Below are 22823 nucleotides of genomic sequence, written 5' to 3' on the forward strand. Positions count from 1 at the left end.
ATTCAATGGAAAAGCTCCAACGAACCTTTCTCAACGTTCATCTTTCTTTCCACCATTTTCTTTGTTTCCTAAAAGTGGTTCCTGCTTAATGATTTCATCTGCTAAGGTACTTGTTACTTAAATCTACTAATGGTCTTTTTCATCTCTGCATGCAATTCACTTAGATTTTTTGGTTCTATGTGTATTTGGCTTCAATGTATTGGACTAATGGTAAGTCTATGGTCTCTTTCTCTTTTCAGGTATAGCAGATTAACGATCTACGGTGATTAAGCGGATTCTTTTATTCTGTTTCTAAAGATGGGTTCCATTGGATGTCTGTTTTAGGTATTCCTTGGAGCTCATCTTTATATTAACAGAATTTACCGAAAAAACAAAACCCCGCCATCTTCAAAGAAGTCTTTTGTTCTTACTCAATCTCTTTCTCTCTTAATCAGACCTCTGTTTTCGCATTTTTAATCTTTTTCATGCATTATTATACATCACTCTGCCGCTTTTACAGCGCGCAGCAGTTCACCCACACTCCAGGCCTGAGCGAAACATCCTTTGGATTCATTAGGTTCCAGACCATTGAATATTTCCGCAATCTGGCCTAAGCATCCTTCCTGAAGCGTTCCTTTCAAAAGCACCAGATCCCGTCTGACTTTTGCTTTTGCCTCTTCACTGAACGCATACACCTTCAGATAAGATAGGTAATACGCCCCCAATGGAAACGCCCAGACCGTTCCTTGATGGTAGGCCATATCTCTGTTCCATAAGGAACCGCCATAGGATGATTTAAACTCAGGATCTTTTGGTGAAAGCGAGCGAAGTCCATAGGGGGTATATAGTTCTGCATAGACTTTTTCTACCACTAGTTTTTCTTTATCTTTAGGTAAGATGCTGTATGGTAAAGAAACAGCCCAAATCTGATTCAGCCTGACTTGCTCATCGGCAGAAGTCCCGGATAGAACATCTTTGAGGCACTGCTCTTTCTCATTCCAGAACTGACTTAAAAAAGATTCCTTCACTTTCTCTGAAAGATCTTCGTAGGCAGTGTCCTCATCCAGTTGCAGTAATCTGGAGAAAGAAGCTAAAATCTTCAGTGCATTATACCAGTAGGCATTAATCTCTACAGGTTTCCCGTGCCTTGGAGTCGGTAGAACGTCTTGGATTCTGATGTCCATCCAGGTCACCTGTTCCAGATTCTTGCCTGCAGAAATCAGTCCGTCTTCCTCCATTCTGATATGGAAATCAGTGCCTTTTTTATACCATTCGACAATCTCTTTCATTTCTGGATATGCTTCCCGCACAAAGTCCAGATCAGCAAACTGGTCATAGTACATTTGAACAGCATAAATAAAGAGCAGGGAGGCATCCACCGTATTGTACATAGGTGCTTCATCCCCTTCTGGGAACATATTGGGCATAATTCCTTTTCTCATATACTTCATGAAAGAACGGAATATATTTTCTGTGTCCTCTTTTCTTCCTGTGGCAATGCAGCATCCCATGACGGCAATCATCGTATCTCGGCCCCAATCGCCGAAGAATGGATATCCCGCTAGAATGGTTTTCCCGCCAGTTGAATCTCGGTCTACAACAAAAGCATCCGCTGCAAGAACAAGTTCCTCTGCCAAGGCTGAACGCACATTGGCTTTTTTCAGCAGCTTTTTTTTTCTTTCGATCTCTTTTCCCATGATTTCCGAAGGTGACTCATGGATCTTTTGCAGCCCGTACATCACATAAGCTTCCCGGACTTCTCCCGGCATGAGCTCATAGACATAGGAGTGCGTAGAAAATGCGCTTCCTACAGATTCCCTTTCATCTTTTGCATCATCTTCAAAATACAGGTCTTTTTGCCAGGAAAGCTCCTCCAGCTGTACCTGGCCGTCTGTTTTATACATCAGGCTGTAACCATTACTTGACATATAGCCCTCTTTCATCTCGAGAGTCTGCCCCTGTAAAGGCATGTCGCCTTTTTTAGTGAACCTGAACCATGGTTTCAGACGGATTTTGACAGGTTTCTCACTGCGATTCACAATACTGTAGGAAAGCAGCAAAAGATTCTCTTCATGTTTCATGACAACTCTCTTCTCAAGCTCCACTCCAAAAACCCGATACCGATAGGTTGGAAAATCAGCCATCTCAAAACTGTCCTGATATCTGAACCCTTCTGAATTTTTCGTGTAACCAACAAACTCCTGGGAAAGAAGGCTGCACTCTTGTTCTTGGACTGTAACAATCTCTTCCATATTGGAGATGAACTGAACCCAATGATTGGGAGCTTTCACTGATGCCATCAGAAGCACCTGCTCATTCCTTGAAGCTGAGCCTGAAATGGACAAAGAAGAATACCCTCCTCTCTGGTTCGTCAAGAGATAATATTTTTCTTGAGCCCTTCTAAGACTGCTAAACTGACTTTTTCCATAAAAATAATTCACAAAACGCCTCCTGTAATGGGTTATTTTTAAATCCACAACTAGATTTATTATATCAGAGCTTTATAAACGACAAAAGAAGAAAGGAATGCTGTTCCTCTCTTCTTCTGCACCTTGTATCAGAACGGATCCGTTCTGTTATAAAATCATTTGAAAATCTTTTGGACTCATCATGAGCATTCTGCTGATGAACTGCTCCTTTTTATCCACAACAATGTCTTTAAATTCTACTCCATGTTCCATGAGCCAATGGGTGCGCTGAATCACAAAAGCATCACTGCCCACGAGGTAAAAAATGGGGGACTCATTTGAAAGCACATTTTCAAGAACCTCATCCAGCCCATTTCTGCCTTTCAGCCACGTATGCTTGACACTGTCATCAGCCATGGATTCAAATTCCTTCTGATAAAGGAAACTTCCACCAGCATCCACATTGATCTGATATACTTCTTTGATCCCCATTGGATTGAAGTGGTGCTGCAAAATAAGCGGCCTCATGGTTGCTATGCCTACCCCCATGGAAAGAAGAACCAGAGGACGGTTTTCACGTCTCAGTGCCATTCTGGACCCAGGTTTAAACACAAGAAGTTCCTGTCCTTCTTTCATATTGAACAGTGTCTCTTTAAACACAGAAAGCTCTCCGCGTTTTCTGGTGGTGAACCCTATCTTCCCTTCTTCAGGTAACGTCATGATGGACATATGCCTGACAAACGTACCTTTTGGGGCATTAAAATCATACCCCTCAATGCCAATATGTGCATGGGAACCTTCCTCCCAGTTAAAATCCTCCGGCATTTCCAAGAGAAATGTCCATGTATCTTCCGATTCTATCAGGATATCGGTAATTTTCAGTCTATACTTTACCATTCTGCTCTTCCTTTTACGTTATTTGATTGTATGCAATCTAATTTCTCAACTTTTATTATACAACTCATATCTCACACTGTCAAAACTTAACAAAGTCCATGAGCGAAATTCATATGGCGCATTCTCGATCTCATGCAGAATTACATCAAATACCATCCTGGGATTTTTTTCACAAATAGAATGGCGTAGAAAAACAGCCCCCTGACGACAGGAGGCTGCTTTTCTATTGAAGATCCAGCAGGTTTTCTTTGTATTCTTTATAGGCAAGTCTCAATTCATCCATCTTGTCGTACATCAGCTTTTGGGTCTCGGAAAGTGTGTCCCACTCTTTTTGCTCCACTGCCTGACGCATATAGTTGAATACGCCTTTTCCTTTGTCCGTGTTTTTCATCAGTGAAATCTTCAATCTCTCCACTTTATCCCAGTTGGCCCGGTCATCAAGGAAAACTCCATCTTTATGGAACTTCTTGAAACTTCGGATCTCCTGTATGAAGGTTGGAATAATCCTATGATCTATTTCTGTATACCATTTATATAATAGACCATCAATGTAGCTGTCTATGATTTTTTCACTGAACACATTCTCAGCTTTTAGTATTTGTGTTTTTTCTGGATACTGGAAAAATCCCTTGATGTTTTCATATACAGTTTCAGGAGCAACACCAAAATATCTCTCTCTTTCTTCATCCGTAAAATCATCAAAGACATCTTTTTCCGTTCTGTAAGCCCTTCCTTTTCCTAAGTAGTCAAAGGACTCTTCCGGTGTTTTGGATAGTTCTTTCAGCAGCTCTTCAGGCTCTTTCAGAACAGCATAGCTGATACCATCTTTCATGGCCATAAACATGGAAGCCATGCAGAGATATGTGTTGGTATGGGGATTTGGTGCTCTTAGTTCAAATCTTGTGGCAAGAGGATTTTTCTCATCTCGGATAAGACCGATCAGAATCGTTCTGTTTCTTGAGGGCACCGCAGGTTCATATCCCAGGGAGCAAACGATACTGATGGGGGCTTCGTATCCTTTTTTCAGTCTCTTGAAAGCTTCATTGGATGAGGTCACAAAGGGATTGATGACCTCATAATTTTTCAATACGCCCATGATGGCTCCATACCCGATGGAACTTAGAAAATCTTCTCGTGTACTGTGGAAAAGATTCACTCTTTTTCCGTCTTTCAGCTTTACCGCAGCACTGAAATGGGTGTGTTCTCCACTGCCCGCAATTTTATCAAGAGGTTTGGCCAGAAAGGTGACTTCCAGACCGTATCTGATGAAAACTTCCCGCACCAGATTCTTGACAAAGAGCTCGTAGTCGGCAGTCTGTTTTGGTGAAGAGAACTTCCAGTCGATCTCAAGCTGCTCTAAAACCCCTTCAAATCGTCCATGATCATTCAACTTCGCTCGCACACCTCCCACTTCCTTATGTCCCATTTCAGGTTCAATCCCATATCTGTCCATAAGAATCAATGTTTCCTCAAGAGCACTCCTCACTGCACCTCTTGTTTTGCTCCAGTACTGTTCCTTCAGTTCCTGTGAAGTGCTGAGGGCTTCAATGTCTCCAGATGTGTTGGGCGACTTCACCCAAAACTCCAGCTCTGTGGCTGTGGTGAGGCAGACTTCATCGATATCCTCGGCGGTGAACCCGAATTCTTTCTGGAGTGAGGGCGATTGAAACGCTTCCAGGATATCCTTCTTCATGACAGTTTCAGCTTCCTGCAGTATATGTCTCGAGTCAACCGCAACTCCATCATGATAGAGGAAGCACGGGATTTTCAGAGTGCCCACAGGCTTTCCAGTTTCAAGATCCATAAGAGTTTCATTATACTCAACGAACCAGTTGACAGATGGATCTGCTTTCATATCAACTTTCGCATTGTTCAGTGTGGCAATCTTCGGAAGAAATACAGAGGACCCGTCTGTCTGAGCGGCAAAACCGTAGAGAAATGTGTCCAGATCTTCCAGAAATAAACGCACCGGTATTTTTGTATCTGTTTCATGTCCAATCAGGTCAACGGCTGCCAAAGAAACAAACTGCACCTCTGGATGGCTGTTGAGGGTTCTTGTCAGATGCTCCTTGGTCAGTTCATGAGGTTTTAGTGTATAGAGCAGGTCTTTTCTCATATTTCACTCTCCTAGCAAAAAATTTAACAACGTGGTTATCTTATCACAGTAAAACCAGCGTGGTAAATAATCTGAGCGCAATTGTGAAGAACGAAAGAATAATAGCACCTTTGACTTTATATTCGTCAGAATAGAACGATTTCAGCATTATAAAAAAAAGTGAGAAGCGCTCCATATCTGTCGCTTCTCACGGATTCTGTCCAGTATGTCCATTCTTGTATTGCTCTTTCTTCAAGATCCTGAACTTTCGTATTTGGTTAGACCCTTCAGCCAGATCTGATACGCCACCAGGATGCTGAGGATGCTGACGAGGATCGTCATACCGATGCCTTGCATAAAACCAGCCTTCCCTAAAAAATAGGCCCCTGGATAGTATCCTGTAAAAGCAAAGGGAATCACAAAAGTCAGAAGTCCACGAATCACTTTGGGATAAATGGTCATGGGGTATTTCGTAAATGTGGACATCTGGTATGTCATATAGAGATACGACTGGGCAAACTTGATCCAGAAGGAAATGCTCGAGACCGCAAGTTTGATGGCCGTGTAAATAATGGTGGCAAAGAACACAGCAATGATAAAGAGGATGACTTTCTCCAGTGTGACTTCCATGCCAAGATGCACACCACTGTATCCGACCAGGAAGCTTCCTATGATAATCTCACCGAATCCATCTGGCTGAAAGCGTTCAGACAGCAAGTGAAACAAAGGATTGATGGGTCTGAGTAGATATTTGTCAAATCCACCTTCCAGAAGAATCCGCCCACTTAATATCCATAGATTATCCGTGAAAACATGATCGATGCCCCTGGGAATCTGAGCAAATCCATAAATAAAGAGCACCTCATGAAAGGTCCATCCAGATAAAGCAGGAATACTTCTGAAAATCAGCTGAATAAAGACCACACCTGAAAACTGAACCAGAATAAACCCAACCAGGCCAAAAATAAAGTCAGCACGATACTCGATCAATACCTTGATGTACTGCTTCAGAAACTGCAGATAAAGTTTACTATATCTTCTCATTTCAACCTCCTAGTATGGTTAAAGACTTAACCACCGCTTTCCAGACAGTCCTGGACAGCAGCACCATAGCCATCAGCCAGAACAGCTGCAGGAGGATGAAATAGACTGTATTCTCTAAAGAGAGCTTTCCCAGATAAATCATCACTGGTGTGTAGATGATAGAGCTGAAAGGAAGAACCTGGATTATTTTTTGAACCAGTTCAGGGAAAAACACCAAAGGAATCAGCGCACCGGAGAGGAGCTGTGACAAAGCACCCATGATCTGACTGACTCCCCACATATTGGTCACCTTGAATGAAAGAAGACCAAAGGTATAGCTGAAATAAAAATTGATCATCAGACCAATACCAAGACTCAGCGCAAAGAGAGGCAGCTGTTGTATGTAGAGTATTCCAGTCGACTGATAAAGCAGAACATTGACCACCAGAAAAGCTGCAACAAAAATCACGATGAAATTGTACAGCACTCCTCCCAGCGCCTGGAAAAGCATCCTCATCTCATAGCTGATGGGTCTGATGAGATTGATGGCAATGGTACCGTCTTTCACTTCCCTGGAGATGTCAAAAGAAATATCGACCGATGTCATCAGCCCTGTTAAAAACGAAAACATAATATAGGCATACATTTCCTCCAAGGTAAACCCATTGAGAATCTGATCCGGTGAGCTGGCAAAGATCGCTTTCCAAAGAAAGAAACTCACCATAAGCATCAGCCATTCCCCCATCATGAAGATGATCACATTGGCTTTGTAGCTGAGAAGCATCTGGAATGTATTGAATGTAAAAGGGAGATACATCTTAAGCTTCTTCACCTCTACACCTCATTCCTGTATATTCTTTTCACGATATCTTCTATGGATACTTCCTTGATTTTAAAGTCTGTCACATCCAACGTCCCCATTACATCTTTCAGTATCTCAGTGCTGGACAATTGGTTTTTATTGTATTTAATGTTCAAGCGGTTTTCTTCCGCTGTTACAGCACATCCTTTTCTTTCCAGCTGTGAAGCCATGGACAGCTTTTCCAGCTGGATGACCTCTTTGGTGATGAGCTCTATTTCAGCCTGTGAGCCAAAAGTTTCCTTGATATGTTCAAGATTGCCGTCATAAAGCATCCTGCCACGGTCAATGATGATGATTCTGCTGGAGAGCTCTTCAATATCCATCAGATCATGGGTTGTGAGTATGATGGTTGTCCCGTATACTTCATTGATCTTCTTGATGGCTTTTCTGACATTTTCCTTCACCACCACATCGAGACCGATGGTGGGTTCATCCAAATAGATGACTTTCGGATTGTGAATCAGTGCTGCAGCCAGATCTCCTCTCATTCTCTGTCCCAGAGAAAGGGTTCTCACTGGCTGCAGCATAAAGTCATTCAGCTCCAGCACTTCACTGAGAAATGTCATCTGCTTCTTGTACTCTTCATCCGGAACTTCATAAATATCCTTTAGCAATGTAAACGTCTCTGATAGAGGAAGATCCCACCACAGCTGCGTCTTCTGTCCAAAAACCACACCAATATCTCTTGCGTTAATCTGCCGGTTCTCATAAGGCACTCGTCCGTTGACAGTCACAGTACCTGCTGTAGGCGTAAGAATCCCAGTCATCATCTTGATTGTGGTTGATTTACCTGCCCCATTTGCACCAATATATCCGACGATTTCTCCTTTGTTTATTGTAAAACTGATATCATCTACAGCTTTGGTCACGGTATATTCTCTAGAAAAAAAGGATTTAATGGCGCCTTTGAACCCAGGATACTTCTTATTGATCTTAAACTCTTTTGTCAAATTTTCTACGGTGATCATATCTTTCACCCCTTTCTCAAATGTCAGGAACTGAATCTATTGTATTTAAAATCTGTGGTTAACTGTCTGAAAATAGGAGCCATCTAAAGCAGCCCTTCGCTGAAGAAACCGTCAAAGAAGACACAGCTTTAAAAAGCTGTGCCTATCTTATCTTTTATTACATCTCTTCTACGGTTTCAATACCAAGAAGCGCCAGAGCATTCTTGATGACTACCGTTGTAGCTTCCACCAGCTGGAGTCTTGCATTTTTAACACTGGTCTCTGCTGAATTTATTGGACAGTTGTTATAGAACTTATTGAAATCCTTGGCTACCTGAAGCACATATCTCGTTATGACAGAAGGCTCGTATTTTTCCATAGCCAGGGTTACTGCATTGGAAAAAGATGCTAGGGTTTTAGACAGTTCAAACTCTTCTGTGCCCGTTAGCACAGTTAAATCCGCATCATGACCCGTGTCATTTTTTCTTAGAATACTCTTTGCTCTTGCGTAGGTATACTGAACATATGGTCCGGTCTCCCCATCAAAAGAAAGTATTTCATCCCAATCAAATATGATATCCTTCTCTCTGCCGTTTTTCAGGTAGGTGAAGATGATGGCTCCAATGCCGACTTTACGCGCAACATCTTCCTTCTCTTTCAGATTCGGATTTTTATCAAGAATAATCTTCTCCGCTGTAACCACAGCTTCTTTCAGGAGATCATCCAGCAGAACCACATCCCCCTTTCGGGAAGACATCATTTTACCTGGAAACTTCACCAGACCAAACCCTACATGCACACAATCCTTAGCCCATTCAAACCCTGCAAGTTCAAGTGTTTTGAAAACCTGTCTGAAATGAAGGGACTGTGGTGTGCCAACAACATAAATATTCTTATGAAAATCATAGGTTCTTTTTCTGTATATAGCCGCAGCAAGATCTCTTGTAGCATAGATGGTGGCTCCATCCGCTTTTTTGATGATGGTAGGCGGCATATTATACTCATCCAGCATAACCACCTGAGCTCCGTTGCTTTCTGTAAGAATTCCTTTTTTTTCCAGAATATCCACAACCTCATCCATTTTATCCCCATAAAAACTCTCGCCAGCATATGAATCGAACTCGACGCCCAGTTCTTTATAGACTCTTTCAAAAACCATCAGTGAAAGTTCTCTGAACTCCTTCCAGAGTTTTACCTCATACTCTTTTCCGTCTTCCAGATTCTTGAAATGGGCTCTGGCTTCATCATTCAGGCTTGGCTCTTTTTCCGCTTCTTCATGAAACTTCACATAGATTCTGTTCAGCTCTTCAATCGGCATCTCTTTCAGTTTTTCAAGATCCACCCATCGTTCGTACCCTGAGATCAGTTTTCCGAACTGTGTGCCCCAGTCCCCCAGATGATTGATTCTCTCGGTCTTATATCCTTGAGATTTAAAGATTCTGGAAAGAGAGTTTCCGATTACTGTCGTAAAAAGATGCCCTACATGAAATGGCTTCGCAATATTTGGAGAGGAGTACTCTACAAGAACCGTTTTTCCCTCCCCTGTGTCCGAGTGTCCATACGCTTCACGTTTTGAGAGAATTTCGCTTACAGCGCCTGACAAAAACTCGGTTTTATCCAGGAAAAAATTCAGATACGGTCCTAAAACCTCAATACGTTCCACTTCTTTAATCTGAAGCTGATCCTTCAGTTCGCTGGCAATGGCATTCGGTGCTTTTCTTAAGGTCTTTGCCAGGGAGAAACACGGAAAAGCATAGTCTCCCATCTCTGGTCTCGGTGGAATCTCCAAAAGTCTCATGACATCTTCCTGCCCGATATTCAGCACACTGCTGATCTTGTTTGCTATGACTGCTTTGTAATCCATCGTTCTTCCTCCTTGTTGGTCCCAAAGGGACGCTCTGACTTCTATATCCATCTATATCTTATCCATTTTACTACAGTACGCTTCATTCGTCCATACTCTGGGTACTGGCCACTGAAAAGAAGTCCGGATTCTTGCCTTGCGTCTTCTGTAAAATTTACACAGAACTGCTTCTTGTAAAATCTATTGTAGTATAATGAGTACACTAGAAAAAAGCGAGGGAAAAGAAATGGAAAAATTCGCATTGATTTATATAGGTGGAAATACAATCCGTTATGCTCTTTGGCAGATTAAAGCTGATCAAAGCTACATGCTTCTTGAATCCTATAGAGAAGATCTGAAACTAGGACAAAACACCCATGTAGAGAATGTCATAAAACAAGAAAAAATAGAACACCTGCTCACCATACTGAAGCACTTCAAGGAATTTTCGGACTCCGTATCAGCAGATAAAATCCTGATTGTCTTTTCAGAATTTTTCCAGAGAATTGAGAACACGTCTGACATCCAGCAAAGAATCATTGAAGAGATTGGGGAGGAGATCGTCAGCTTAACCTGTGAAGAGGAGCTTCATTATGATTATCTGGCGCTAACTCATTCTATGAACCTTACCAGATCTCTCATTGTGGATATCAGCGGAGTTTCCACTCAGATCGGATTTGTGGAAGACGGTATTCTAAAAGATCGGTACCATATTCCTGTTGGACCCGTTTCATTGACCGAAAAATTCAGCCTGGAGAATCATATTCTAAAAGAAAACCATATCGGACTGGAAAGACATCTCATTGAAGAGATCCGGAAAATACCTTGGTTGAAACGCTATACTTATGAGGATATGGTCATTGTCGGAGGATCCGCCAGAGCAATCTCTAAGATTGACCGAAAAAAACGAAGATATCCCTTGGATATCATTCACGAATACACCCTGGAAAATCAGGATATCCATTGGCATTACAAATCTCTTATGTCTAAAAATCTGTCTCAGAGAATTCAAGTGCCTGGTCTGGATAAAGATCGAGCAGATATCCTGCCCTCCGCTTTAGCCATCGTCGACTTGCTGCTTCAGGAAACCGGCATTGAAAAGATCCGTGTCAGCGGATCAGGAATCCGCGAGGGGTTCCTGCTGGAACATATTCAAAAGAGGTTTGGCATGCTGTCCCCTATGCTGGAGCAGTCCATCTCCAATATCCTCAGCAGACATTCCGTTAACAAAACAAAGTCAAAGAATCTGTTTGCACTCACTTCAGAGCTCTATGAGTCTTTAAATGGTGTGCGCAAGGATTGGAAGGATGCACAGGACATACTGTTGGTAAGCTCCAGACTTCGGGATGTTGGTCTTTCTGTAAGATACTACAATCATGATAAGCACAACTTCTACATCATTATAAACTCTGAACTTAGAGGCCTCGATCACCGTCAGATCATTCTTTGTGGACTTACCGCCACTTTCACCAATGGCATCCATAAAGAAGCTCCTCTCCTTCAGTACGGTCAGATCATCAATAGAATGGACCTGGAAATGGTTTATGATATCGGCATCTGCTTAAGCCTCGCAGAAAGATTGCTGCAGTCTGACCAAAAGGAGCTCCATCTCAAAAAATGCAGCATTCTCGAAGATACCATTGAGATACTGCTGTCGGCCTCAGATGACATACACTTTGAGCTCCATGACGCATCAAAGCTCAGCTCCGTATTTTATGAGCTTTATAAAAAAAATCTGATCTTGTCATATGAAAAAAATAGTAAGTATCATGCTGATTAAGGAGTTTTTCATGGATTTTTTACCATTGACATTAGATGCAAAGAATATTTGGGACAAGTTTTTAGACCCGTTCCCTTATAGAAATTCAAGTTATCAGTTCACGAACCTTTATCTGTGGCGTAAATTTAATAATACAATGTACTTCGCTTCAGAGAACTATCTTTTCATCAAAAAAGGTACCGAAGAGCCCTATTTTATGGCTCCAGTCTATAAAGACGTTCTCCATGCAAAAGAAGCCTACGATATGCTCTTTACACACATGGAACAGAATGGTCATGATAAGGTATTAAGAGATGTGGAAAAGTCACAGCTGGAAGATCTCAAGACGATGCCCTTCACCTTCACCTATGAACTTCATAGGGATCAGCAGGAATATATTTATAGTGTCGAACAACTAAGAACATATCAGGGAAAAGCACTTCATAAAAAGAAAAATCACTTTAACCAATTTATAAGAAATCACGAGTACACTATAAAACATATAGAAGATTCAGTCAAAGAATGTATCGAGCTTGCAGAAAAGTGGTTTGAAGAAAATGAGTATTCTCCTCAACTGTACCACGAACTTCTTGGCATCCGTGATCTGTTACAGAACATGGCTTCTTTCGACCTGAAGGGAATATCCGTGTTTATTGATGGTATATGCCAGGGGTTCACGATTCTTGAAGTGATTCAAGATGAGGTGATACTAAACCATATTGAAAAAGCGCAGAAAACCTTCAACGGTCTTTATGCCTTTCTTGCGAAAACTGCTCTGGAAGAGTTTGGAGATGGAATCCTCTACACCAACCGAGAACAGGATTTAGGCATTCCTGGACTAAGAAAATCCAAAGAATCCTATATGCCTCTGTTTTTGGAAGAAAAATATATTGTGCGATTTACGTAATCATGTTAAACGAGGAGTGATTTTCATGAAAGTAACATTTGGTGGAAACGAAGTCCATCTTTATGGCACACAGCTCAAAGAAGGCGATCTATTGCCTGACTTTATGCTGACTGATTTATCGCTGAAAGATGTGGACTCCAGAGACCTCAGTGGTCCTAAAATAGTACTGACTTTCCCTTCTGTGGATACTTCAGTCTGTTCTCTGGAATTATTGACTTTCAATGACCAGCTGGAGAATCTGCCTTCTTACAAAGTATTCGCCGTTTCCATGGACCTCCCCTTTACCCTGAAAAGATGGGTCAAGGAGAATGCAGGCGACTATATTACCATGCTCTCGGACCATAAGTTCAGAGTTTTTGGTGAAGTCACAGGAACCTATGTGGAAGAGCTGGGCATCCTGGCCAGAGCTGCATTTGTTCTAGATGAAGAGAACCGTGTAATCTACGCTGAGTATCTGCAGGAAATTGGTCATGAACCCAATTATTCAAAGATTCTGGAAGAAGCGAAAAGAGTATTTGAATCATAATAGAAACACCCTGATGTGATTTTTCACACCAGGGTGTTTCTATTGTAGCAGCATTTTCGTTTCATACTCTTCCAGTTTTCCTGGTAGTTTTTCAACCATCTCTTCTAAATACCTGCTGAGCAGATAATAAACAGCTGCATTCGAAGCGGTGAGATCGAAAGAGGATTTGCCGAAAAAGATTCCGTCTTCATCGATGCGTAAATACACCGCATCGATACGTGCCAAATCCTTCTCTGTCTCAGCAGTTGCTTCTGTAAACATCTTCTCATTGTCTTCATAAAACAGCTTTACATACTTTCTTTCTGCTTCATCCAGAACCAGACGAAGCTCCAGAACCTTTCCAGGTACATCAAGATATTCAATGAATGCGTTCTTATAATATCCCTTTAGAAATCGATCCAGATCTTCTCTTATTTCTTCAACACTCATCATTCTTTTGCTCCTCCTGAAGCTTGAAAATGCCGAACTTGATTTTCACTCCAAAAGAGCTGAACTTCTCTTCATATTCTGTTTTTATATTCTCATTGAATCCAGACTCCTCGAGATCAAAGGTCCGGTACATCTCACGAAATCCCTCTTCATTAAAGTAGTCCAGAGAAGCCGCAAACAGATCATCATCATCGGTTTTAAACCAGACTTCTGTACCAGGCCTGATAAAGCCCTTATACTTTTTAAGAAATCTCGGATGCGTCAGCCTTCTTTTATTGTGGCTGGCTTTAGGCCACGGATTGCAGAAATTGATATAGAGTTTCGAAACTTCATTTTCAGTGAAAATTTCATCTATCCTTTCAATAAACATTGGGATGATCCTAACATTGGTCAACCCAAGCTCATTGATTTTCCGTAACACGAACACCAGCACCTCATCTTTTAAATCGATGGCAATGTAATTGATGTCAGGGTTTTCCTTGGCAAGTGTGCTGATGAACTGTCCTTTACCACAGCCAAGCTCCACATGAATCGGATGATCATTGCCAAATATTTCCTTCCATTTTCCCTTCTGTTCAAAGGGGTTGAGAATGGACTTCTCATCTTCTGCCATTTCTGGTCTGGCCCACCATTTTTTTCTTAATCTCATTTCATCACCTATCTAATTTTATTCCTTAGTGAAGTATACCCTACTTTCAGCATAATTTCATTATTTTGTTCGCATTCACTTACGTATCTATTATTCATGAAATTTGATATCCATCATTTTTCTATTGCACTCTTGCCGGTATACTGGATACAGAACAACATTTCAGGAGGTTAAAATGAAAGAAAAACTTGCTCCCATTCATTTCATCCAGCACCAGAGAATTCACCTTCAGGAACAGCTAGAATCTTACCTTGCTGGAAAATTCGGTATGGAAAAGAAACTGAATGACCTGGAAAACCATCATGGTACTCCTTCAACTGATGTAATGCTCTCAGATCAGATTGATCATGACAATATCCATGGCTGGCTGGAGGGCCATCTGATTGCTAATGAAAAAAGACTCAGTGAACTGCTGGCTGAAATAATGAACGATACAAATCTGTCCGCATTACATGAGGCATATAACGGCTTTGGACACAATCTGGGAGCCACTTTAAAACCTAGTGTTTCTGTACAAAACGGAGAGGAGCTGTATCAGCTGCTCCAGTCTGTTTTGTTGGACGGAATGCCCTGTGACAAAGTAAATAAGCTCGTAGATGCCAGTGAGCATCATCTGGTCTTTTCGAGCCTCAAGGATCTTCATGCTCCCTATTATGAAAATGCTGGACTTTCCCCCGCCCTTTACCATGAACTACGTAAAAGCTTTCTAGATGGTTTTCTAAAAGAGCTCAACCTTGGTACATACTCCTATTCTCTAGAGGAAGGCGCCATCATCCATAAAGTGGTTTTATCGTAAAAAAACTTTATCCTTAACAAACAATGCATCTCCTCCATGTGTACCATAGGTGGGAGATGCATTGTTTTTGGATTTAATGTATCCATTTGGATATAGTGAAGGGAACCATACCATATAAAATAACAAGAAAAGGATGCTTCTAATTTTACCTGTTCTTCTTTGCTTCCTGCCATCAGGCAGTATTCTCCCTGCTTTATGAAGAAGTCAGCACCTCTATGCATTCTTCTTTACTTAGGAATCTTTTGTTCTATCGACTACAAAAGAGTGGAATTTATAGAAAATCCTCTCTCATCGGGCTGAATACATCCAGAAGCACACCATCTTCCAGCGCTACTGTCCCATGAGGCACACCCGCAGGCATGAGTAAGCTGTCACCTTTATACACTACGCTTTTTTCCTCACCAATGGTAAACTCAAAAACTCCGTCCAGGACGTATGTTGTTTGTGTATGGGGGTGCGAGTGCATTTCTCCTACTGCACCTTTTGAAAAGGTGATTTCACACATCATCATCTCCTGATTGTAGGCTAGAACCTTTCGTCTGATTCCTTCACCGCAGACTACTTCCTTGACTTGATCGTTCTTTATAAACATCACATACTCCTCCTCAAAATCTATACTTCATTATACCGTGTATCATCATCACATTACAGTGGACTTCTACATTTGAAGTTATTGAAAACGGACAAAATCTTTGGACGATTTATGCAAATCTTCATTCAACGAAATCGTTGTCATGTAATCGTTTTGAAAATGCTCCATTTAGCTTCAATCCCTTTCAAACCCTTTGAAATGAACGTTTATACACATAATTGCATAAAGATTTTTATCCCAAATTAATGGTAATATAAAAACTTCTGATATATAATGAATTGTAATTACACGGAGGTGTTCATATGAAAATTGAAATCATTGGGTTTCCAATGTTTTATGGTTGTGACCGACCTGGCGTTGAATTTGGGCCAGACAAATTAAGAGAAGTAGGCCTTGTAGACCTCTTTAAAAAGAACAATGAGTACGTAATAGACAGAGGAAATATCGAAGTAGATCAGGTGGATCCTTCAAAGAAGTATGCTTCACATACATCCATGAAGTATCTGACTGAAGTCGTATCTGGAAACGAAAGACTCGCTGAGACCGTTCAAAATGCGATTCAGGAAGGAAATCTTCCCTTTGTTGTCGGAGGAGATCACTCCTTGGGATTAGGTTCCTTGGCTGGCGTCAAGTCTGCTACAGAAGAGGATTTTGCAGTGATTTGGATCGACGCGCATGCAGACCTCAACATCACTGAGACAAGTCCATCCGGGAATATCCACGGAATGCCTTTAGGTGCTTCTGCAGGACTCGGCGATGAACTGCTCACAGAACTCTATGTGAAAGGTCAGAAAGTAAAACCTGAAAATATTTATATCCTCGGCCTGAGAAGCGTAGATGAAGGGGAAGAGGTCATCATTAAAGAACATGGGATTCACACCTGGAGAATGACCGACATCAGAGAGAGAGGCATGGAAAAAGCCATCCAAGAACTGCTGCATAAAATTTCAGAGAGCGGAATCCAGCACATCCATCTGTCTTACGATATTGATTCCCTGGATGCTCGACACGTTCCCGGAACAGGAACCCCTGTGGAGGACGGTTTAGAATTCGAAGAGAGCAAACAGCTGGTCTCCTCCATCATTGGAACAGGCCTTGTAAAAAGCATCGATTTTGTGGAGTTCAATCCAATCACAGACCGAAACAACCTTACATTGAACTCATCAGTCAGTATGCTCGAGACTTTCTCAGAAGCTCTTGGCAGAATAAATTCATAAAAAAAGAAGCTCTTGGGATAAATGCCCAAGAGCTTTTCTTTACGCTTTATACAACACGATGAATCCACTTCTTGCTTTTATAGCGAGGCAAACATATCAGAAGTTTGACCATTTCCTCAAAAAAGCTCAAAACGAACACTCTTTCTACTGGCAGCTTCAGCACCAGAGCTGCCAATGATACCAGCGGAACCCCAACAAGCCACAAACTCGCCGTTTCTGCAAAAAGAGAATACCTGGTATCTCCCCCGCCACGGAAAAGTCCCACTACAAAAAGAACATTTAAAAATCTGACAGGAACAATAAAAGAAATATAAGTCAGCAGCTTGTATGTCGTGTCCCTCGTGCCTTCTTCCAGTCGATAGAGCGAGAGAATTGGATTTTTGGACACCGTTAAGAGAAGTGATGTGATTATCCCGATCAGGAATGTAAGCCTGATAATTTTACTTGCATATACCTTTAACCGCTCCACATCGCCTTTCCCAATAAGATTTCCCGTTATTATCGCTGCCGCATTGCAGATACCAAAAGAAAACACATAGAAAAGCTGGGTTATCGTATTCTGAATCTGAATTGCAGCAAATGAAGATACCCCCAGTTTTGAATAGGAATAATTGTAGACCACAATGCCAAGGGACCAGAATGTCTCATTCAATAGAACAGGTGCAGCAACCCTCAGGAAATTCGAGATATTTGGTTTCTTAAACGATGTGAGCTCTTTAAATGTTCCATTCAAAAGATTGCTCTTCAGAAAAACAATATAGAAGAGCACTGAAAACTCAATGATTCTCGCTATTAGCGTGGCAAGAGCAGCTCCTCTAACTTCCAATCGTGGGAAACCAAAAGCTCCATTAATCAAAAGATAGTTGAGCACCGTGTTCGTCCCTAATCCCAGGATACTGGAAAACATAGGTACAAAAGCTTGACCTGTTGATCGAAGCGCAAAGATCATTGTCACAGAAAGATTACTCAAAATATAACTGAACCCAACGATTCTAAGGTACTCTACAGATGCCTTAAGAACCTCTGGATCCTCAGAGTAGAGTCCCATAACTCTTTCTGGAATGATCACAGCAATGATTGTAAAAATGCCCGCAATCAGCCCACCTAAAGCCATGGTCATGCCCATGTATTTCTTGAAACTCTTGTAATCACCACTCCCATGAAACTGGGAGAAGAAGATGGCGCCTCCACTGTTGAGACCAAATGACATCAGAGTAAAAAGAAAGAAAAGCTGGTTCGCTTGTCCAACAGCAGCGATCGATGCTTCTCCAAGATTGCCAATCATCAGATTGTCCACCATATTCAAGGAGGAGGACAGGAAATTCTGCACAATGATCGGGATAGCAATGGTCAGGAGTATTTTATAAAAATGATTTTGATTATTCATATTTTTCTTTTCTAATTCCAACATATGTTTTCACCTCACGCTTGTTTAGTATACTAGATTAACCCGCATTACGAAACATCAAATCGAAGAAAATCTATTGAAAGCTTGTGATTTCTACACTATAATCAAATTAGGTTATGATTCTATAACACTTATTTGAATTAGGAGGGAATATGATGAAGAGTTACGTTTGTATAGTTTGCGGATATGTTTATGATCCAGCAGTAGGCGACGAGGACAACGGAATCGCTCCAGGAACAAGCTTCGAGGATCTACCTGAAGATTGGGTATGTCCACTTTGCGGAGTTGGCAAAGACCAGTTCGAGGTTGAAGAGTAAAATCCCTTTAAGCGCCAGGCAATTGCCTGGCGCTTTACATTGCTCAAAAATATAAGCAGGGGGAACCAAGTTATGATTCCTCCTGCTTTATCTCTAGCCTATTTTATGTAAAGTAGTGCTTTCACTACGATGATCTGTTTTTTCAACATAATCCTGTCCAAGTTCATGATGCAGTAATGCAGTAAGTTCCAACGTCCTTTTACGGTCCATCTGCTCTACCCCTTCCAACTTGTATTTAATATTCATCACTTCATATTTATTTTCACCCATCGTATGATAGGGCAGCAGCTCGATCTTCTCTACATTCTGAAGCGTCTTTATTTTTTTCGCCAGTTGAACAATATGCTCTTCACTGTCTGTAATACCCGGTACCACAACATGTCTGATCCACATTTTGGTTCCTGCATTTTGAACGGCTTCCAAAAACTTCAAAGACTTATCTTCTTTCTGACCAGCAATGAATAAGTACTGCTTCGGGTCTTCATGTTTGATGTCAAACAAAACCAAATCCGTGTACTTCAAGATTTCCTCATATTCGCCAAATCCGTAGCCCGCTGTATCCAGAGCCGTATGGATACCAAGCTCCTTACACGCTTTAAGCGATTCTAAAAGAAACTCTGGCTGAAGAAGAGGCTCTCCACCCGAAAAGGTAACTCCACCACCCGATTTTTCAAAATACGGACGGTACCTTTTGATCTTCTTTATAAGGTCGGAGGCTTCTACTTGGGTTCCTCCCCCCATAGTCCAGGTATCTGGATTATGGCAATAGAGGCATCTTAGTTTGCATCCCTGTAGAAACACCACAGTTCTGATTCCTGGTCCGTCTACAAGACCCATGCTTTCTATTGAATGGATTCTGCCTTTCAAAGTCCTCACTCCTTTAAGTATTTGATCAGTTTAAACTACATAGCTTCGTGGAAAGTTCTTGAAATGACTTCCATCTGCTGCTCTTTTGACAGTCTGTTGAAATTAACTGCATATCCTGAAACTCTGATGGTCAGAGTTGGATATTTTTCTGGATGCGCCATGGCATCTTCAAGCTTTTCTCTGTTGAATACATTGACATTCAAATGATGCGCATCCTGTGAGAAATACCCATCAAGTACAGATGCCAGATTGTTGATTCTTTCATCTCCAGACTTTCCAAGAGCATCCGGAACAATCGAGAATGTATTGGATACACCATCTTCACAAGTGCTGCAGTATGGAATCTTCGCTACACTGTTCAGCGATGCCAAAGCACCTTCCAGGTCTCTTCCATGCATTGGGTTTGCTCCTGGCGCAAATGGCTCTCCTGCTTTTCTTCCATCTGGTGTAGCACCGGTTTTCTTACCGTACACCACATTGGATGTGATGGTCAGAACAGACAATGTGTGTTTTGCATCTCTATAGGTCTGATGTCTCTTCAGTTCACTGGAGAATTTCTCCACCAGGCTGACTGCGATATCATCCACACGGTCATCATCATTTCCATATTTAGGGAAGTCCCCTTCGATTTCAAAATCCACTGTGATTCCATTTTCATTGCGTTTTGGCGTTACTTTTGCATATTTGATCGCTGCAAGTGAATCAGCAGCAACTGAAAGTCCTGCGACACCAAATGCCATGAGTCTGCCTACTTCTGTGTCATGAAGCGCCATCTGGCCAGCTTCATAAGCATACTTGTCATGCATATAATGAATAATATTCATGGTATTCACATAAAGTTCCGCTACATATTCAAGAACCTTATTGTAGTTTTCCAGTACTGTATCATACTCCAGTACTGCATCTGTAATTGGTGTGAGACCTTCGATGACTTTCTTTCCCGATTTCTCATCAACACCACCATTTAGAGCGTATAGAAGTGATTTTGCCAGATTGCATCTTGCTCCGAAGAACTGCATCTGCTTCCCGATGGACATTGCGGACACACAGCATGCAATTGCATAGTCATCACCATATAGAGGTCTCATGATATCATCATTCTCATACTGAATGGAATCTGTCTGAATGGACATGTCTGCACAGAACTTCTTGAAGTTCTCAGGAAGAGACTGAGCCCATAGAACTGTCATATTTGGTTCTGGAGCTGTTCCAAGATTGATCAGTGTATGCAGGAATCTAAAAGATGACTTGGTCACCAGTGGTCGTCCATCAAGACCAACACCACCGATCGCTTCAGTTACCCAAGTAGGATCTCCTGCAAACAGATCATCATATTCTGGCGTTCTCAGGTGTCTGACCATTCTCAGCTTAATGACAAACTGATCGATGATCTCCTGGGCTACTGCTTCATTAATGGTGCCATTACGTAAATCTCTTTCGATATAGCAGTCCAGGAAAGTACTTGTTCTTCCGAGAGACATAGCCGCTCCATTGTTTTCTTTTACAGCTGCCAGATATCCAAAATACACAAACTGAACTGCTTCCTTTGCATCCTTCGCTGGCTGAGAAATATCAAATCCGTAAGAAGCTGCCATTTCTTTCATTTCGTTCAATGCTCGAATCTGTTCATTGACTTCTTCTCTCTGTCGAATTAATGCATCCAGCATGGGTCCCTTAAGGTTTTCAAGATCCTTTTTCTTTTCAAGGATCAGACGGTCTATTCCATAAAGAGCTACTCTTCTGTAATCACCGATGATTCTTCCTCTTCCGTATGCATCTGGAAGTCCTGTGATAAGACCAGTACTTCTAGCTGCTCTCATTTCCTTATTGTATGCATGGAAAACACCTTCATTGTGTGTCTTTCTATATTTAGGAAACTCTTTCAGGATGGAGTCGGATGCCGTGAAATCATAAGCTTCCAGCGACTGTTCTACCATTCTGAATCCACCGTAAGGATTAATGATTCTCTTTAATGGTGCATCTGTCTGAAGACCTACGATGGTCTCTGCTTCTTTGATAATGTATCCTGGTTTGAAGTTATTGATCCCTGCAATGTTCTCTTCGTCTACTCCAAGAACACCTTGCTTAATTTCTTCAACGATCAGCTGCCCAGCTTTTTCCCATACTTTCTTTGTGTTTTCAGTAGGGCCTGCTAAAAAAGATGCATCTCCTTCATATACTGTGAAGTTCTTCTGAATAAAATCTCTAACATCTATTTCATTTGTCCAGTTGCCTTCATTAAATCCATTCCATTGAGTTATCATCTTATATCCTCCTAGTTTTTATAACACATTTAACTTTTTAACTTAATCTGTTTTCTCTTACAAATGTATTATACAATAGGTTCACCTTTTTGTTAATACCTAGTCAATAAGTTTTTCCTCCGATAATCTTGCTTTAATCGAAAAACATATTGACAAACGCTCTGTTTTATGATTATTATAACAAATACCCTTTATATTGATACAAAATTAGTACAGTAATCTATATTTCATGATTGTTATAGTTATTTTGTATCACTTTTCAGTACAGCTTGATAAAAAATAATTATTATTTTATTACAACTTTTTTCACTTTAACCTCATTCTATAACTCATCACACACAAATCATAATAATCTTTCCATCCTTATTTTGATCCAATTCTTCATCTGACCAAATACCCACTGTTATAAAATATCATTTAATTTATAGTACAGAAAATAGAATGTGTTGTATAATTGTATTGAAAAAAGGAGAGACCTCATCGATCTCTCCTTTTTTTACTTCAGTTATTCCTTTATCATCTCAAATAGCTGCGATTGGGATATCCAGCATTCCTTGGCAACTCTTTTTTTACCATCTTTCTTTGCTTTTTCTTTCCTTAAGGTGCTCCTAAGGATATTCTCACCAAGACTCACCATATGCCGTCTTATGGGAGATTCAATCTCAATGATTGTAAACCCGGCTCGCCGAGCTAATCGATGGAGAAGTGTAATGCCTAAGACAGCTTTATATTTTCTGTTTTCTGGTTTTTCCATATGTTTGCCGATTAGTTTCAACTCTTCCGCAAGCATCGTGAAAAGATTCCCATAACTTGTATCGAGGTTCTTCAAGTTCGTGTTCACCATATGAATTTCATAGTAACAGTCACCACGCTTTATTACTGTGCCATCCTCTATGACTACATTCTTTCCTCTGTATACTTTGGGAACCAAATATAAAAACCCAATATCGCTTCCTGGAACACGCTTCCACCCCAGCATTCTGACTAGACTTGCATCATAAAACCCAATTACTTTTTTCAGTATATCCATTCTCTCTC

The 22823-nt window shown here is 41.2% G+C and carries 20 protein-coding genes; 6 read left to right on the forward strand and 14 right to left on the reverse strand.

Translation table 11 applies throughout. From position 1 onward, the window contains the following. Positions 1 to 479: 479 nt before the first annotated feature. The 7 genes from BM243_RS03620 to argS all read right to left on the reverse strand — a co-directional run bounded on the left by BM243_RS03620 (position 480) and on the right by argS (position 10075). Positions 480 to 2420 (reverse strand): amylo-alpha-1,6-glucosidase, encoded by a 1941-nt coding sequence (locus BM243_RS03620; protein WP_074910434.1) that lies wholly within the window; start codon positions 2418 to 2420, stop codon positions 480 to 482. 135 nt (positions 2421 to 2555) lie between these two features. Further along, positions 2556 to 3284 carry a ferredoxin reductase domain-containing protein gene (locus tag BM243_RS03625; protein WP_074910437.1) on the reverse strand — a complete coding sequence of 243 codons (729 nt, stop codon included), beginning with the start codon at positions 3282 to 3284 and terminating at the stop codon, positions 2556 to 2558. 223 nt (positions 3285 to 3507) lie between these two features. After that, positions 3508 to 5400: a type I glutamate--ammonia ligase gene (locus BM243_RS03630; RefSeq protein WP_074910440.1), complete on the reverse strand. Its 1893-nt coding sequence runs from the start codon at positions 5398 to 5400 to the stop codon at positions 3508 to 3510. A 231-nt stretch (positions 5401 to 5631) separates the two neighbouring features. Further along, positions 5632 to 6423: an ABC transporter permease gene (locus BM243_RS03635; protein ID WP_074910444.1), complete on the reverse strand. Its 792-nt coding sequence runs from the start codon at positions 6421 to 6423 to the stop codon at positions 5632 to 5634. 1 nt (position 6424) lies between these two features. Then, positions 6425 to 7234: an ABC transporter permease gene (locus BM243_RS03640; RefSeq protein WP_242943498.1), complete on the reverse strand. Its 810-nt coding sequence runs from the start codon at positions 7232 to 7234 to the stop codon at positions 6425 to 6427. Between the two features lie 2 nt (positions 7235 to 7236). After that, positions 7237 to 8232, reverse strand: a complete 996-nt coding sequence (locus BM243_RS03645) for an ABC transporter ATP-binding protein (RefSeq protein WP_074910447.1) — start codon at positions 8230 to 8232, stop codon at positions 7237 to 7239. 157 nt (positions 8233 to 8389) lie between these two features. Next, positions 8390 to 10075 (reverse strand): arginine--tRNA ligase, encoded by a 1686-nt coding sequence (argS, locus tag BM243_RS03650; RefSeq protein WP_074910449.1) that lies wholly within the window; start codon positions 10073 to 10075, stop codon positions 8390 to 8392. 226 nt (positions 10076 to 10301) lie between these two features. On the opposite strand from argS, the gene BM243_RS03655 reads away from it, so the two are divergent. Genes BM243_RS03655 through tpx form a run of 3 tightly spaced genes read left to right on the forward strand, consistent with a single transcriptional unit; the run spans position 10302 to position 13246 of the window. Continuing rightward, positions 10302 to 11834 (forward strand): Ppx/GppA phosphatase family protein, encoded by a 1533-nt coding sequence (locus BM243_RS03655; protein ID WP_177213449.1) that lies wholly within the window; start codon positions 10302 to 10304, stop codon positions 11832 to 11834. Positions 11835 to 11844: 10 nt separating this feature from the next. Beyond that, a complete protein-coding gene (locus BM243_RS03660) occupies positions 11845 to 12720 on the forward strand; it encodes a DUF2156 domain-containing protein (RefSeq protein ID WP_177213450.1) in 876 nt (291 codons plus the stop codon). 25 nt (positions 12721 to 12745) lie between these two features. Continuing rightward, positions 12746 to 13246, forward strand: a complete 501-nt coding sequence (gene tpx, locus BM243_RS03665) for a thiol peroxidase (protein ID WP_074910454.1) — start codon at positions 12746 to 12748, stop codon at positions 13244 to 13246. Between the two features lie 39 nt (positions 13247 to 13285). Here the strand turns inward: tpx and BM243_RS03670 are convergent, their stop codons facing one another. Both BM243_RS03670 and trmB read right to left on the reverse strand, forming a co-directional pair. Then, positions 13286 to 13678, reverse strand: a complete 393-nt coding sequence (locus BM243_RS03670; RefSeq protein ID WP_074910458.1) for a hypothetical protein — start codon at positions 13676 to 13678, stop codon at positions 13286 to 13288. Further along, positions 13665 to 14324, reverse strand: coding sequence for a tRNA (guanosine(46)-N7)-methyltransferase TrmB (trmB, locus tag BM243_RS03675; RefSeq protein WP_074910460.1), 660 nt, complete (start codon positions 14322 to 14324; stop codon positions 13665 to 13667). Before trmB ends, BM243_RS03670 begins: the two co-directional genes overlap by 14 nt. A gap of 175 nt (positions 14325 to 14499) precedes the next feature. On the opposite strand from trmB, the gene BM243_RS03680 reads away from it, so the two are divergent. Continuing rightward, on the forward strand, positions 14500 to 15120 hold the full coding sequence (locus tag BM243_RS03680; protein ID WP_074910463.1) for a hypothetical protein: 621 nt from the start codon (positions 14500 to 14502) through the stop codon (positions 15118 to 15120). Positions 15121 to 15391: 271 nt separating this feature from the next. Here BM243_RS03680 and BM243_RS03685 read toward each other — a convergent pair whose 3' ends face one another. Continuing rightward, positions 15392 to 15712, reverse strand: coding sequence for a cupin domain-containing protein (locus tag BM243_RS03685; RefSeq protein WP_074910466.1), 321 nt, complete (start codon positions 15710 to 15712; stop codon positions 15392 to 15394). Between the two features lie 302 nt (positions 15713 to 16014). Between BM243_RS03685 and rocF the strand changes: the two genes are divergently transcribed. Next, entirely contained in the window at positions 16015 to 16929 is a 915-nt protein-coding gene (gene rocF / locus BM243_RS03690; protein WP_074910469.1) for an arginase, read from the forward strand. A gap of 46 nt (positions 16930 to 16975) precedes the next feature. On the opposite strand, the gene BM243_RS03695 is transcribed toward rocF, so the two are convergent. Next, complete coding sequence (locus BM243_RS03695) at positions 16976 to 18340, reverse strand: MATE family efflux transporter (RefSeq protein WP_074910472.1); 1365 nt, start codon at positions 18338 to 18340, stop codon at positions 16976 to 16978. Between the two features lie 152 nt (positions 18341 to 18492). Here BM243_RS03695 and rd point away from each other — a divergent pair, with 152 nt between their 5' ends. Continuing rightward, complete coding sequence (gene rd / locus BM243_RS03700; protein ID WP_074910475.1) at positions 18493 to 18654, forward strand: rubredoxin; 162 nt, start codon at positions 18493 to 18495, stop codon at positions 18652 to 18654. A 93-nt stretch (positions 18655 to 18747) separates the two neighbouring features. Here the strand turns inward: rd and pflA are convergent, their stop codons facing one another. The 3 genes from pflA to BM243_RS03715 all read right to left on the reverse strand — a co-directional run bounded on the left by pflA (position 18748) and on the right by BM243_RS03715 (position 22815). Next, positions 18748 to 19521 (reverse strand): pyruvate formate-lyase-activating protein, encoded by a 774-nt coding sequence (gene pflA / locus BM243_RS03705; RefSeq protein ID WP_074910477.1) that lies wholly within the window; start codon positions 19519 to 19521, stop codon positions 18748 to 18750. A 35-nt stretch (positions 19522 to 19556) separates the two neighbouring features. Further along, positions 19557 to 21785 (reverse strand): formate C-acetyltransferase, encoded by a 2229-nt coding sequence (gene pflB / locus BM243_RS03710; protein WP_074910480.1) that lies wholly within the window; start codon positions 21783 to 21785, stop codon positions 19557 to 19559. A 505-nt stretch (positions 21786 to 22290) separates the two neighbouring features. Next, a complete protein-coding gene (locus BM243_RS03715; RefSeq protein WP_074910482.1) occupies positions 22291 to 22815 on the reverse strand; it encodes a YkoP family protein in 525 nt (174 codons plus the stop codon). Positions 22816 to 22823: the final 8 nt, after the last annotated feature.

The sequence above is a fragment of the Proteiniclasticum ruminis genome (assembly GCF_900115135.1).
GTDB lineage: Bacteria > Bacillota > Clostridia > Clostridiales > Clostridiaceae > Proteiniclasticum > Proteiniclasticum ruminis_A.